The sequence below is a fragment of the Labilibaculum sp. K2S genome, assembly GCF_030372765.1.
Lineage (GTDB): Bacteria > Bacteroidota > Bacteroidia > Bacteroidales > Marinifilaceae > Labilibaculum.
On the sequence record NZ_JAUCMW010000005.1, the window covers coordinates 19,994 to 35,772 of the forward strand.

The 15,779-nt window shown below is 34.7% G+C and carries 5 protein-coding genes; 4 read left to right on the forward strand and 1 reads right to left on the reverse strand.

Annotated features, from left to right (window positions below; all coding sequences use genetic code 11):
- Positions 1–605 precede the first annotated feature (605 nt).
- Positions 606–4,661 carry a hybrid sensor histidine kinase/response regulator transcription factor gene (locus tag QUH73_RS08575; protein ID WP_289530024.1) on the reverse strand — a complete coding sequence of 1,352 codons (4,056 nt, stop codon included), beginning with the start codon at positions 4,659–4,661 and terminating at the stop codon, positions 606–608.
- 353 nt (positions 4,662–5,014) lie between these two features.
- Between QUH73_RS08575 and QUH73_RS08580 the strand changes: the two genes are divergently transcribed.
- From QUH73_RS08580 to QUH73_RS08595, 4 genes are all read left to right on the forward strand, one after another.
- Complete coding sequence (locus tag QUH73_RS08580) at positions 5,015–7,543, forward strand: family 43 glycosylhydrolase (protein ID WP_289530025.1); 2,529 nt, start codon at positions 5,015–5,017, stop codon at positions 7,541–7,543.
- An 83-nt stretch (positions 7,544–7,626) separates the two neighbouring features.
- On the forward strand, positions 7,627–10,836 hold the full coding sequence (locus tag QUH73_RS08585) for a SusC/RagA family TonB-linked outer membrane protein (RefSeq protein ID WP_289530026.1): 3,210 nt from the start codon (positions 7,627–7,629) through the stop codon (positions 10,834–10,836).
- Positions 10,837–10,855: 19 nt separating this feature from the next.
- Positions 10,856–12,739 (forward strand): RagB/SusD family nutrient uptake outer membrane protein, encoded by a 1,884-nt coding sequence (locus QUH73_RS08590; RefSeq protein ID WP_289530027.1) that lies wholly within the window; start codon positions 10,856–10,858, stop codon positions 12,737–12,739.
- A 32-nt stretch (positions 12,740–12,771) separates the two neighbouring features.
- The gene (locus tag QUH73_RS08595) at positions 12,772–15,771 is read left to right on the forward strand and encodes a SusC/RagA family TonB-linked outer membrane protein (protein WP_289530028.1); all 3,000 of its coding nucleotides are present in this window, start codon (positions 12,772–12,774) and stop codon (positions 15,769–15,771) included.
- The last annotated feature ends 8 nt before the right edge of the window (positions 15,772–15,779 follow it).

Consider the following 15,779-nt stretch of genomic DNA (forward strand, 5'->3'; position numbering starts at 1 on the left):
GAACTAAATGAATACCAGCACCACGAAGAAAGTCTGATTTTGTTTCATTTTTATATATTCACCTAATAATTGTTTTCTTCCGCAGATAAATTAAAGTGCTCCGCTAAATCATCACAATAATTATTTTATTAAGTTACATCATCAGATGATAAAATTCTTTCTTCTGCTGAATAAAATAATACATTAGATGTCATCTGATATAATTATTCTTACAGCTGATATTATAATTTAATTCGCAGATTATATAATCTATTCATCTGACTTATATATTTATTACGCAATAGATGTTATTTTATATTCTGATGCATTAATAAGATCAGCAACAATTCTATAATTCGTAAATTAAAAGGAAAAATGAAGCCAGCATTCCTGCAAATTAGGGACAACTGGGATCAATCAATTCACTCTCTGTGCTACTCTGTGTTCTCCGCGCACTGAAAATCAGAGATTAACAGCAGAAATTAAATAGAGCTGACCACAAAGGACACAGGGGTACACGGAGAAGAAAATACCATTTTCAGAACTGAACAGAGCATCTGTTTGAGGAAAAAGGAGAATGTTCATAATTCTGTGTCAAACTATTTCAGGATAAGTCACAATCGGTATTACTGTTTTTTTTGAAATTCACTTGGCGTGATGTTGAACTCCGCTTTAAAGCAGGACGCAAAATATTTAGGATCAGAGAAACCTACAGAATAAGCTACTTCGGAAATGCTAATGTGACTTGATTTTAGCATTTTGGAGGCATGCTTTAGCTTTATATTTCTTATGAATTCAATAGGAGAAAGACCGGTTATAGTTTTCATTTTCCGATAAAGGGTGGATTTTGACAGGTTAAGTTGTCCGGCAAAAGAGTTGATGTCAAACTCTGCTTCCGTTAAGTTCTTTTCAATAATGAGAATGGCATTTTTTAAAAATTGTTCATCCATTGATGGATAATCTAATGAAGAGATATTTATTTCTTGATTTGATTTAAAATCTTGCTGTTGCTGTTTCTTTTGCAAAGTGAAATTCTGGATTCGTGCCTGCAATACATTTATTTCAAAAGGTTTGGAGATGTAGGCATTTGCTCCGGCATTATAACATTCAATACGATCATCTATGCTGTTTTTGGCAGTAAGAAGAATAATCGAAATATGATTTGTCTCTATATTGTTTTTTAGTGTTCGGCACAACTCGAGGCCATCCATTTCCGGCATCATTACGTCACTAATAATTATATCTATATCCGTTGATTTTACAAGTTCAATAGCTTCTAAACCATTTTGGGCCGTTAATACATTATAAGATCTGAGCAAACGTTTTTGAATTATTTCAAGTAATTCAATATTGTCTTCAACCACCAAGATATTTATGTTGCTGATTTTTGAAGATATTTCGGGATATTCCTGAAGTTTATCATCTATATCATTTAAATCTAAACTTTGAGCTTCCGGATATATTTCTTCAATTGTATAACTTTTTTTATCAATAGGAATCGCTACACAAAATGTGGAACCTGTTTTTGGTATGCTGTCAACGGATATTTTCCCATGGTGAAGTTCTACTAAATCTTTTGTTAGCGATAAGCCAATTCCATTTGTTTCGCTAACATCAGTTGTTTTGTTATTATAAAACCGTTGAAAGATATGTTCAATATCTTCGGGTTGAATTCCTATGCCTGTATCTGATACTTTAATCGAAATAAATTCTGTGTTTTCTTTGATGAGATGATTAAGCTTAACAATAATTTTTCCATCTCTAGGAGTATATTTAAAAGCATTTGATAGAAGATTAAACAGGATTTTATCCATTTTATCGGCATCAAAATAGGCGTTTATTTCTTGAGGTGTTGAATTTAATTCAAATAGAATATTTTTTTTATCAAACATTGGTATAAAGTGGTTGTAACAGATATCATTTATAAAGGATGAAATGTCCGCCTTTGCAACACGTAATTCCATTTTACCACCCTCTACTTTTCTGTAATCAAGTATTTGCTGAAGTAATCTTTTGAGTCTGATAATGTTCGATCGTATAATTCCAAATTCGGGCATGTTTTTTTGAACCGTCGTTTCAATGTCATCTATCAAGCAATTAATTATCGTTAAGGGTGTTAATAGATCATGAGAAATATTTGTGAAATATTTTAGTTTGGTTTGGGTGATTTCCTCAGATTTACTTTTCTCTATTTGGGTGATTTTCACTTCATTTTTTAATTTACTTCTACCCAGAATTATTTTGAAAAGCAGGAATATTCCAAAAGCGAAAATTGAAAAATAGAGGAAGTATGCCAAGTTGGTTTCGTAGAATGCCGGTTTACGGTAAATTGTAAGTTTAGTGATATTATTACTCCACAGATTATGAGCATCAGTAGCTTTTATGCAGAAGGTATAATTGCCTTTTTTTAATTGATTGTAAACCGCAAATTGTCTGTCGTTTTTAGCGTAAATCCAATCGTTATCTACTCCTTCCAATTTATAGGCATACTTTATTTTTTTTGCATTTATGTAATCGAGAGTAGAGAAATAAATTTCAATGTTTTTATCCTCAGGACTTAAAATAAGAGATTTATTTTTGAGATCGAATTTAACTTTATTATTCTGGCTAAGAATCGATTTGTTCTGTACTTTTATATCTGTAATTCTTGTTTGAACTTTAGTTAGTGGGGAGTTTAAATTTTCCGAAGGGATAAAACGTGAGTATCCTCTGTTTCCACCTATGTATATATATTTTAAATCAGTTGTTTTACAGAATGATCCTTTTAGATGTGAATTGATTTGAACTCCATCGGAGGCTGAATAGACAAAATAGGCATTGTTTCTTGGATTAAATTCTATTATTCTTTTATATGTAGTAATCCAAATATTATTGTATTTGTCTGAAATAATATCTAAAATAGCCTCTCCTTTTAATCCGCAATCTACAGTTCTGTTTGTAAACGATTTATCAGTAGCATTGTATGCAATTAAACTACCTTCTTTAGTACCAATCCAAACATTTTCACTATGGTCTGCGGTAATTGATTGTATATGGTCACTCAATAATTTACTTTGAATTTTTTCAACAGCTAAATTTGAAATTTTATCTTTTGATAGTATTTGAGGTATAGCTATTTTATAAATTCCTTTATCATTAGAACTTATCCATAAGTTGTCATTTGTATCCTGGGTTATTGCATTTATTGAACCTATGTTTTGGGTTACCATAAACATATCTTCAGATCCTCTTGGTTGAACAAACAGGACTTTATTGGTACCTATCCAGATATTAGACTTATTATCTTCAAAAATAAGATTAATTAGACCGGGATTGTTAAAGCTGTTATTTAGAAACGTCTCTTTTAAAGACGTAATATCAGATCCTTTTTTTTTGATTTTAAGAATTTTGGTGTTCTTAGTATTGGATATCCATATTTCATTGAGGCTTGAAATATAGATGATGTTATTTGTTTTGAGTAATTCCGGTATGTTTTTTAATTTTTCGAATTCTGTGAAATATTTAATTGTTTTTGTTTCTGGTGAATATATAAATAGACCTAACCTATTTTGGTTTACCCAAATATCTTTATTGTTATCAACACATAATGAGGTGAAAGAGGGTGCTATGTTACTTTTGTTATTAAGAACATCTATTGGGAAATTATTAATTGCAGGTTTGTCAAAATCAATTTTAAACACCCCTTCGCTAAAGGCTCCAATCCATAAACTACCATCTCTGTCTTTTATAATTTCACTAAAAATATTGTTGGTATTTTTAAGTAATTCTTGTGTGTTAACAGGAATAAGATCACCTAATTTGTCATACATATATGTACTCAATCCAGACATAGACATTGACCAAATATATTCAGCATTATCATCCTGAGCAAAGCTAAAGAAGGTTTCTTCTTCCTCAGAATAATTCGTCTTAGGAATTGTTATTTGTGTATACAAATCATTATTTTTTGCATTAGGGGTAAATTGATACAAGCCATCATTCCAGGTACCTATCCAGTAATTATTCTGATTATCCTGAAATATTTTAAATGGATTGTTTGTACGTCCAATTTTAGGGTATTGGATAAATCGATCACTTTCCGTATCATATTTATGTAATCCTTCTTCCCATAGCGTTAACCAGATATTATGATATGAATCTTCAAAAAGTTTATTAATTCCGCCATTAGGAATTGATTTTGAGTCATTCTGATTATGCGTATATCTTTTTTTTCTTGAAAAATCAGGATTGTATCTGTACACAACATTTGATGCTCCAACCCAAATGGTACTGTCACTGCCAATTAATATATCACGAATTGCCATCGATTGTAATATACTATCAGGATGAGTTTTAATTTGATAGGTATTTCTGTTTAGGATACTTAAGCCTTCATTCGTTCCTATCCAAAGGTTATCGTTGTTATCTTCAGCGATGCAGGAAATCTCGTTACTGGCAAATAAGTTTGGAGAATAAATGTCTGATCTAAAAATTTTTATTCTATAGCCATCATATCTGCACAATCCTTCGGGAGTTCCAAACCAGATATAGCCTTCGCTATCCTGAAAAATTCGATGAACAGAATTGGAGGGTAATTGATCCATTATTGGCAGTTGAGAAACTGAAATATTCTGCGATTTCACATGATTGTTAGAAACATATAATAATATCAGGAATGATAATGTTAGTATTTTAAATTTCATGGTTGCGTTTATTTTACTCTTATGAATAAGCGATATGTAATTTATAGAACTTTTCTCCTCTGTTAATTAATGTCAAATTCCCCTGATTAAATATTACGATGCTGTTACGATACGGGAAACTAGAGGTGAAGTATATTCTTAATTGAAAATTGATAATACGATTCTTATCTGGTTTTTTAAGGTGAATAATCATTCAAAAAGGATTAAATATCTGTCTTTTTACATCTGAAAGCCTCTGAAATTAAGCTTTGAATGAATTCTCCCCCATTCGGAATGATCTTTCAACTTTTATCCTGACAAAGATAGACATATTTGCAATGTTAATTTTTCCTAAAAATATAGTTGGTTCAAATATGAGGCGAATAGCACTTATTATTATATCTCTTTGTTTGTTTGAGAATATTGCATTTTCATCGAGTTATTATATTGATTCCCGTAGCGGAAACGATTTAAATAAAGGGGTGAATCTTTCGAAACCCTGGCGTAGTTTAAAAAATGTAAATCTTTTACAATTTAATGCTGGTGATTCTATTCTTTTCAAAAGAGGTTCCGTTTTTGATGGGCAGTTAGCTCTTAATTTGGAAGGGAAAAAAGGGGCATTAATTGTGGTTGGAGCTTATGGAGATATGTCGCTTCCTTTTCCCCAAATTAATGGAGCAGGTCATAAAAAATATACACTGTTATTAAATAACCCAGCCTATTGTAAAGTATCTCAGCTTGAAATAACAAATAACGGAGAAAATAGAGCAGCTGGCAGAGTAGGCGTTTATATAAAAGCTGAAGATTCTGGTGAACGTTTTGATGTAACATTAGATGATTTGGTAATTAGAGATGTAAATGGAAGTTTAGTGAAAGAAGAAGGTGCTGGAGGAGGTATTTTCTGGGAGAATAAAGGTTCTAAAGTAAAATCAAGATTTGTAGGACTAACAATACAAAATTGTCACATCGTAAATTGTGGAAGGAATGGTATTTATTCTGGGGGTTATGCTAGTCGGGATAAATGGTATCCAAATTTAAAAATTCTTATATCACACAACCTGATTGAAAGTGTCCCCGGTGATGGAATTGTACCTATAGGATGTGATGGTGCTGTAATAGAATATAATGTTATGCGCAATTGTCCTGACATTTTATCACCAAACGAAGCCGCAGCAGGTATTTGGCCATGGAGTTGTGATAACACAATTATCCAGTATAACGAAGTAAGTGGGCATAATGCCAAATGGGATGGACAAGGATTTGACTCAGATTACAATTGTCAAAATACTGTTATTCAATATAATTATAGTCATGATAATGCGGGTGGATTTTTATTAGTATGTAACGATGGAAATTCTCTTGGGAAGAGCTGGAACAAAGGCACTCTAAAATCTACTGTTCGTTATAATATTAGTGTAAATGATGGAATAAGAAATTACCCGACCAAACAAAGTGGGTGGTTTACACCAGTTGTACATATAACAGGGCCTGTTAAAAATACAATGATTTCTAACAACTTGATTATACAATATCCAAAAGAAAATGATTCCATTGATTCGCGGATGTTAAAAATGGGAAATTGGGGGAATAAATGGCCGGAAAATACTCAATTTAAAAACAATATATTTTATGCTGACAGTGGTGTAAAAAGCAAATTTGACTTTGGTGGAGATATTAACACTTCCTTCATCGGGAACTCATTTTTGGGAGATTTTAAAAATCAACCTCAAGGAACAGATCTTGCTATTTCAAAAAAGAATATTAGTAAGGTTCTGCAAGCCAAATCTATAGAAGCAAAAATTTTGAGATTAAAGAAATTATTTGATGAGCCGGAACAAAAGTACCAATCTTTTCATCCTGGCGAATTATGGTTAGATGATCAAGGAAATCATATCAATGCACATGGAGGAGGTATTCTTTCTTATCAAGGAAAATATTATTGGTTTGGAGAACACAAGAGTGCGAATACCAGTCAGGCATTGGTTGGGGTAAGGTGTTATTCTTCCGGTGATTTGTATCATTGGAAAAATGAGGGTGTGGCTTTATCTGTTGTGGAAAATAACAAATTAAGTCCAATTGCAAAAGGGTGTACTATTGAACGCCCTAAAGTAATTTATAATGCTGTTACAAAGCAATTTGTCATGTATTTCCATCTGGAATTAAAAGGGCAAGGTTATCGCGCAGCGCAAGTAGGAATAGCAATAAGTGATGATGTGAAGGGACCTTATAAATTTGTGAAATCAGTAAGACCAAATGCTGGTATATGGCCTGTAAATATGAATCAAGATCAACGAACATCAAGTTTGGCGGCTGATGATTTTAAAGAATGGTGGACTCCCGAATGGCATGCAGCTATTGTAAATGGCCTATTTGTGCGACGGGACTTTGAGGGTGGGCAGATGTCGAGGGATATGACATTGTTTGTAGATGATGATGGAAAAGCATATCACATCTATTCTTCCGAAGATAATTTAACCATTCATATTGCAGAGTTAACTAATGATTATTTGAATTATACAGGTAAGTATGTTCGTTTATTTCCTGGCGGGCATAATGAGGCTCCTGCTTTGTTTAAAAATGAGGGTAAATATTACTTAATCACATCAGGATGTACAGGATGGGCGCCTAATGCAGCACGTTCAGCTGTAGCTTCATCCATTTGGGGGCCATGGAAAACTCTTGGGAATCCCTGTCGTGGAGAAGGATCGGAATCGACTTTTTCATCGCAAAGCACCTGTATATTTCCTGTATATGGAGAAAAAAAATCATTCATTTTTATGGCTGACAGATGGAATCCTAAGAATCACTCGGATGGCCGTTATGTTTGGTTGCCAATTTTGTTTGAGAACGGGAAGCCAATCATTAAATGGGCAAAAGAATGGGATAAATATGTTTTTGACTAAACTGGAAATGAGAACTGTTGGTGTTCCTGTTGCTGGTTTTAAGATAGTTGAATAAATAATTTACTAAGTAAAAATTTTAATTTATGGAAAAACGATTTACAAGGTATTGGTTTCCTTTGGGAAGCAGTACAAAAACCTTGTTGCGATTAACGTTGACTAATCTTTTTGTTTTTGCAACAATACTTACCGGATGGACGGATGATCATAATCCCCAAGGTGAGGGGTATCAGCTGTTATCTGATAATAACAAACCCTCTCTGTATGAAAATTCGTCGCTGGAAGTCCAGAAAAAAAAGGAGATTAAAGGATCTGTTAAAGACAAGAGTGGAATGGGAATACCTGGTGTTAATGTATTTGTTAAAGGTACATTCATTGGTGTAACCACTGATATTAATGGTTATTATGCTATAAGTATTCCAGCAGAAGCAGAGCTTCTGGTTTATTCTTTTGTGGGGATGCTTGAAAAGGAGATGGCTATTGGAAACAAACTTACGATTGATGTTGTAATGGAAGAATCAAGCATTGATCTGGATGAGGTGGTTGCCATTGCCTATGGTTCGCAAAAAAAGACCACAATTACTGGAGCTGTGTCTACAATTTCAGGTGAGCAATTATTAAAAACTCCAACAGGATCTTTGTCTAATGCATTATCTGGTTCGGTAACAGGATTGTCATCGGTACAATATTCCGGAGAACCGGGAGCTGATGATGCTGAGATTTATATTAGAGGTGTAACGACATTGAATAATTCGTCTCCTTTGATTCAGGTAGATGGTGTTGAACGTGAGTTTTCTCAGTTAGATCCGAATGAGATAGAAAGCATTACTATTTTAAAAGATGCTTCAGCAACAGCTGTATTTGGTGTGCGTGGAGCCAATGGTGTTATATTAATTACTACCAAACGAGGAAAAGAAGGAAAGGCTAAAATATCTTTTTCATCTTCTACTGGTTATCAAATGCCTACAAAATTACTTGAATTTGCAGACAGTTATGAATATGCAAGTTATTATAATGAAGCGCAGGCTAACGATGGTGTGAGCGCTGGTAGTTATAAATTTCAGCCTGATGTTCTGGAAGCTTTCAAAACACATTCTGATCCAATACTATATCCGGATGTAGATTGGCTTGATCTATTATTAAAGAAGGGAGCAATTCAAACTCAGCATAATGTAAATATCTCTGGAGGAGCTGAGAAAATAAGATATTTCGTTTCTTTAGGAGCTTTTACACAAGAAGGTTTATTTAAAACTTTTGATTCGGGCTACGATTTTAATTTTGATTTCAAACGATATAATTACCGTGCAAACCTTGATTATGATATTTCAGAAAGCACTCTGTTAACTCTAAATTTAGGTGGCCGTATTGAAGATAAAAACACGCCGATTTCTAACGAAGATCAGAATCAGTTATTTCGCCAGCTTTATTGGGCAACTCCTTTCGGTGGTGCAGGTATAGTTGATGGCAAAAGGGTTGTGACAAATACTGATTATTTGCCAGATGCCGGTAGTGATGGACTTTCTCCTTACTATGGAAAAGGATTTAATGCTAAATCAACCAATGTTCTTAATGTTGATTTGGCTTTAAAGCAGGAACTTGATTTTGTTACAGAAGGTTTATTTTTTAAAGTAAAAGGATCCTATAACAGCACATTTTATCATACAAAAACCAGAAGTTCATCCACTCCTTTTTATACTCCGGTTAAGACAAGTGATGGGGGAATTGAATATAAGAAAAGTGGGGATGACGCTGAACTGAATTATGGTGAAAGTTTTGATAAAGGACGTAATTGGTATGCTGAAGCAAGTGTTAACTACGATCGTAAATATGGAAAGCATACTATTGGCGCTCTAGCTTTGTACACTCAATCTAAAAAATATTATCCAAAACAATATACCGATATTCCATCAGGCTATGTAGGGATGGTTGGTCGTATAACATACGATTGGAGTACTCGCTATATGGCAGAGTTTAATGTTGGATACAATGGATCCGAAAATTTTGCACGTGCTAAGCGATATGGATTCTTTCCTGCTGGATCTTTAGCTTGGGTTGTATCTGAAGAAAATTTCATGAAGGAATTTAAAAATGTCATTAATTACATGAAATTAAGAGGTTCTTATGGAGTTGTAGGTAATGATAAATACTATATAGGAGATACGCAGCAACGATTTATGTACATTCCTGATTCCTATGTTCTTGGTGGAAGTGGGTATAATTTTGGAACAAATGTAGGTTCAGATCAACCGGGAGCCTATGAAAGTTCAAAATCGAATAAAGATGTAACATGGGAAAAAGCTTACAAGCAAAATTATGGTATTGATTTGGCATTCTTAAATGAGCGTTTTAAAGTATCTGTAGATGTATTTAGTGAGCACAGAGAAGATATTTTAGTGAAGTCTGAAACTACACCTAATATTGTAGGCGTTTCTTTGCCAGTTATAAATATGGGGGTGGTTGATAGTCATGGTTATGAAATTGCCTTGAAATGGAATGATGAGATAGGCGAAAATTTTAAATATTGGGTGAACACGAACCTCTCATTTGCAAAAAATAAAATTATTGAAAAGGGAGAAGTTAAGCCCAATGAAGATTATATGAGGCAAACTGGCAGACCAGTGGGATCTAATATCATTCGTAAATTCTGGGGTTTCTATGATGAAACAGCTAATGACCGGTATAAAGCTCAATATGGGCAGGATATTGCCGTACACGCTGGAGGTTTAGAGCCGGGAGATGTTGTTTATGTTGATTTAAATAAAGACGGAACAATTGATTCGGATGATGTAACAAAAGCTGGTTATACTAATAATCCGGAATATGTGGCAGGTATGAATCTTGGCTTTTCATGGAAGAACCTGGATTTTAGTATGCAATGGACTGGTGCTTGGAATACTTCCCGCTTACTTCAGGAAACATTTCGTAATCCGATGGGAGATACTAATACAAAAGGTTTGTTATCGTATCAATACAAACAGCGTTGGACTCCGGAAACCGCTTCAACAGCAAAATTACCACGTGCTACTCTTGCTCATAAAACAAATAATTATCAAAGTTCTGATTTATTTTTAGTTGATGCCAGCTACCTGCGGTTGAAAAATATTGAAATAGGCTATAAGTTAAATCTTCCGGTGTTTCAAAGAGCTGGTATAGACAATTGTCGCTTATATCTTAGTGGTTATAACTTACTTACATTTTCAAAATTTAAGTTAGGTGATCCGGAATCAAAAACGAGTTCCCGACCAGCGTATCCATTAACAAGGGTGATAAATCTAGGATTGAAATTGGCTTTTTAATTCTTTAATGTATACTACTATGAAAAATATAAAATTATTACTTGTGTCATTTGTAATTGGCACATTAACAGTTGTTTCATGTGTTGATGATGTAACAGTTGGAGATGACTTTTTAGAAAAGCAACCAGGTGTTGATGTTACTCAGGATACGATATTTAGTAATGCAGAATATTCACGGCGTTTTTTGTGGAATACATATAGTAAACTGTATTATGGATTGCCAGTTTATTGGAATAGTATTGATAATAAAATGAATATGGGAATGTTCGAAACTTTGTCTGACTGTTGGCATAGCCATTTAAGTTGGGACGGAGTTAATAGGAGCTATTATTCGGGAAGTTATAGTGCTGGTACCGAAGAATCGAGTGATGCTACCCGTTTTGGTTTCACAAAAGAGGAGGTATGGGAAGCCGTTCGTCAGGCTTGGTTATTTATTGAAAATGTCGATAATGTACCTGATATGGGAACGGATGAAAAAGAAAGATTGAAAGCCGAAGCAAAAGTAATTATTGCATCAAGATATTTTGACTTGTTTCGTCATTATGGAGGTTTACCTATTGTTGATCATGCATTTGAAGTTAGCAGCGATGAAGCAGCTTATTATACCAAACGTGCTACGGTGGATTCCACAGTTCTGTTTATGACTGGATTATTGGATGAAGCGGCAAAAGTTTTGCCATGGTCGTTAGATGCTGAAGATATCTCAAATTGGGATGGTCGTTTTACATCAGCATCTGCAATGGGTTTAAAATGTAAAGTTTTATTATTTGCGGCCAGTCCTTTATTTAATGATAGTGAGCCTTATTGTACTGAAGGAACCCAAGATGCAGTAACTAACCTACAAGTTTGGTATGGAGGATATAAATCGGAATTATGGGATGAATGTTTGTCTGCTTGTACCAGCTTTTTTCAGGAATTAAGCCATAATGGAGTTTATTCTTTAGTACAGGCATCGGGAACTGATGTTGATGATTATCGAGACGCTTTCCGATCTGCTTATTTTACACGGGGAAGTGGCAGTGATAACCCTGAAATGTTAATTTCAACGCGCATACGTTATACCTATGGTAGTAACAACCAATGGAATTATTACTTCCCGCAATCTTGCAAAAATGGGGCTTTTACTCCAACGCAGGAATTTATAGAAATGTTTCCTATGGCAGATGGAACTGCTTTCAATTGGACTGATCATGTATCAGATATGTTTACAAATAGAGACCCCCGCTTGTATGAAACAGCTTTGGTCAATGGGGCTAAATATCAAGGACGTCAAGCAGAATTGTGGGTAGGTGGTCGTGAAGCTCAGCAAAATCCGGCGCAAGAAACCGGACAATACGCTACAGGTTATGCAAATTTCAAATACGTACTTGATTTTTCAGATAACTTAAATGAGCCAACCCTTTGGCCATACCTTCGTTTATCGGAATTATATCTAACATATGCCGAAGCGTTAATGAAAACCGGAAATTTTGGGGAAGCAATTGCTAAAGTGGATGAAGTTAGAGCCCGGGTTGGACTAAAAGGATTGGTAGAATCAAATCCTGATAAAAATATGTTTAGTGAAAGTGTACTAATGGAAGAAATTCTTAGAGAACGGGCTTGTGAATTAGGTTTAGAAGATGTGCGTCTTTTTGATATGACCCGTAATAAAAGGGCGGATCTTTTTTCCAAGCAACTTCATGGTTTAAGAATTTATAGAGCTGATGGAATAGAAGATTCATGGTCTGATAAAAGTTCAGATACAAGAGGCGATCGTCCTAGCGAGTTTACCTATGAAGTTTTTGAATTAACAAATGCAACCCGATCTTGGTGGACAAGTTTTTCTCCAAAATGGTACTTGTCAGCTTTTCCTCCCGAAGAAGTGAATAAAGATTATGGGTTAACACAAAATCCGGGATGGTGATAAATCAAAACTGCACATTAAAAAAGATGATTATGCGAATACAATATAGATATATCATACTGAGCTTGTTTGTGTTTTTGACCATGAAAGGATGGTCGCAAACAGGAGACACAACAGGAAAAATTATTGATCGGAATGGAAATCCAGTTTCAGGAGCTGTTGTTTCCATCGAAAGTAATCCGGAAAATAAAGTATATACAAATACTAATGGTGAGTTTAATATTTTTGTTCAAGATTCAGCAGCCTTAGTTGTTCAAACCTCAAATAATGGATTTAAAAAGGTTTCCGTTAAAAACGGGGAATCTATAACAATACAGATGGATTTTTTCTCTGAAGCAGTAGAATTAGGTTATGGAATTCATCAAACAATTGGGGAGTCTACAGGAGCTGTTTCGTTAACTACTCATGAGCAAGTAAATCAGCGTTCTGCGTTTAGTGTGTCCAATGCATTATATGGTAATGCATTGGGACTAACAGCGATGCAAAATAGCGGAGCTGTTTGGGATACAGGAGCTACTCTGTCAATCAGGGGCTTACAGACCTTATCAAATAACGATATTTTAGTTGTGGTTGATGGAATAGAGCGGGACATTCAATACGTTGTACCCGAAGAGGTTGAATCGGTATCGGTATTGCGTGATGCTGCAGCTGTTGCATTGTATGGCTATAAAGGTATTAATGGAGTCCTTTCAATCACCACTTTGCGAGGTAAATACCAGACCAGCGAAATAAATGTTAGTTATGATCATGCCTTTAACTGGCAGTCACGCCTGCCAAAGTTTGCAGATTCATATACATATGCAAGTGCCGTAAATGAAGCATTGAGCAACGATGGTAAATCAGCTAGGTATTCTGAAAATGAACTTGGTGCTTTTAAAAGTGGAGAATATCCAAATTTGTATCCGAATATTGATTGGATGGACGAAGTGTTTCGCGAGAATGGCTGTTCAAATATGTATAATGTGAATTTTCGTGGAGGTGGTAAAAAAGTACGTTATTTTACTATGCTTAACTTGCAGGGAAATCAGGGGTTTATTGATAATTCTGATGTAAACGATGGATATTCCACTCAAATGAAGTATTCAAAAGGTAATATTCGAACCAATTTGGATATTGATGTAAGCTCAACAACTACAGTTCAGGTTAATCTTATGGGAGTGTTAAATGAATTTTCACGTCCCGGGCTGGGATCTGATAATTTAATATCCAAGTTATATACAACTCCATCTGCTGCTTTTCCAATAAAAACAAGTGATGGAATATGGGGTGGAAGTGAAACTTGGGGAAGTAATATGAACCCTGTTGCATTAACACAGGCTAGAGGATACTCTAAAGGACATACTCGTTCGTTATATGCTGATGTAAGATTAACGCAGGATCTTAATTCAATTACAGAAGGTTTAAGTGCTTCGTTACGTGCAGGATATGATAATGTTGCGGCTTATTGGGAAGGACACACTAAAAATTATGCCTATGCCAGCGAGAATGTTGTCAGTTGGGTAGATGGTAAACCATCTGATGTTTCTATTTATTCTGCAGGAGCCGATAGTGGTATTGAGTTTGGGAGCAAATTAGATTGGCAGGATCGTCATTCAAACTTGTTTGCAAATGTAGATTACCAAAAGGAATCAGGAAAAAACAAGATTTTTTCGTCTTTAATGTATTCGTATGAGCATCATGTGAAAAATAGTCAAAACCATACTTACTATCGTCAAAATGTTGCGGGATATATACATTACGTTTATAACAATCGTTATGTGGCTGACCTTACTTTGGCAACTTCAGGTTCTAATAAATTAGCCCCCGGCGAAAAATGGGGATTTTCACCAACAGTTTCTGCAGCATGGATTATCTCAAATGAGAATTTTATGAAAAATGTGAAGCCTGTTGATTTTCTTAAATTAAGAGCTTCCTGGGGTATTATAAATACCGATTATATTCCAACTGAAGATTATTGGGAGCAAAGTTTTGGCAACGGTGGCTCATATCCTTTAGGAGGAAGTTATTCCGATTATGGTGGTGTGTGGGAAGGACGTTTAGCTTCAACCAATACCAGTCGTGAAAAAGCGATAAAATATAATCTAGGTCTAGATGTTGGTATATTAAATGGTATGGTTATTACAGCTGATACTTACTTTGAAAAAAGAAAGGATATTTGGGTATCGGCCGGAGGAGCAAATTCTGCTGTTCTGGGAATATCATCGCCTTATACAAATGCAGGTATTGTTGATAGTTGGGGACTGGAAACCGGGGTAAATTATAATAAACAATTGGGTGACTTTAAAATATCTTTGGGCGGTAAATTTACTTTAGCTAAAAATAAAGTAAAGGAAATGCTTGAGGAACCAAAAGCCTATGAATATTTGAGACAGACAGGAAAATCAGTCGATCAGATTTTTGGACTTCAGGCTATAGGATTCTTTGTTGATCAGGCCGATATAGCTAATAGTCCGGCTCAGCAATTTAATGAAGTAAAACCCGGAGATATTAAGTTTAAAGATCAAAATAATGATGGCGTAATTAATGACTACGATAATGTGGCGATGGGCTATAATACTAACGTTCCTGAAATTTATTATTCTTTCGATTTGGGTTTTGAATGGAAAGGTTTAGGTCTTAGTGCTACTTTTCAAGGGGTAGAGCGATATACTGCAATATTGAATACACAAAGTGTGTATAGGCCATTGGTTGATAATTCGACTATTTCTGAGCATTATTATAATAATCGCTGGACACCGGAAAATCCATCTGCAAAGTATCCTCGCTTAACAACAGAAAGCAATGAAAATAACTTTCAGACGAACTCAGTATGGCTTGCAGATGCATCTTTTCTGAAACTAAGAAACTGTGAAATATACTATAAATTGGCTGAAACTTATCTTTCAAAACTGAGATTGAAATCAGCTAAATTTTATGTGCGTGGTATTGATTTGCTCTGCATTGATAATATCAATTTGTCAGACCCTGAATCTGTAGGAGTGGCATACCCGATGACTCGTTCAATAAATGTAGGTTTAGCCATTGGGTTTTAATAATTCAT

Excerpts from the sequence above, each read along its gene's own strand:
- QUH73_RS08580 (WP_289530025.1), top strand. The coding sequence starts at position 5,015 with ATGAGGCGAATAGCACTTATTATTATATCTCTTTGTTTGTTTGAGAAT.
- QUH73_RS08585 (WP_289530026.1), top strand. The coding sequence starts at position 7,627 with ATGGAAAAACGATTTACAAGGTATTGGTTTCCTTTGGGAAGCAGTACA.
- QUH73_RS08590 (WP_289530027.1), top strand. The coding sequence starts at position 10,856 with ATGAAAAATATAAAATTATTACTTGTGTCATTTGTAATTGGCACATTA.
- QUH73_RS08595 (WP_289530028.1), top strand. The coding sequence starts at position 12,772 with ATGCGAATACAATATAGATATATCATACTGAGCTTGTTTGTGTTTTTG.
- QUH73_RS08575 (WP_289530024.1), bottom strand. The coding sequence starts at position 4,661 with ATGAAATTTAAAATACTAACATTATCATTCCTGATATTATTATATGTT.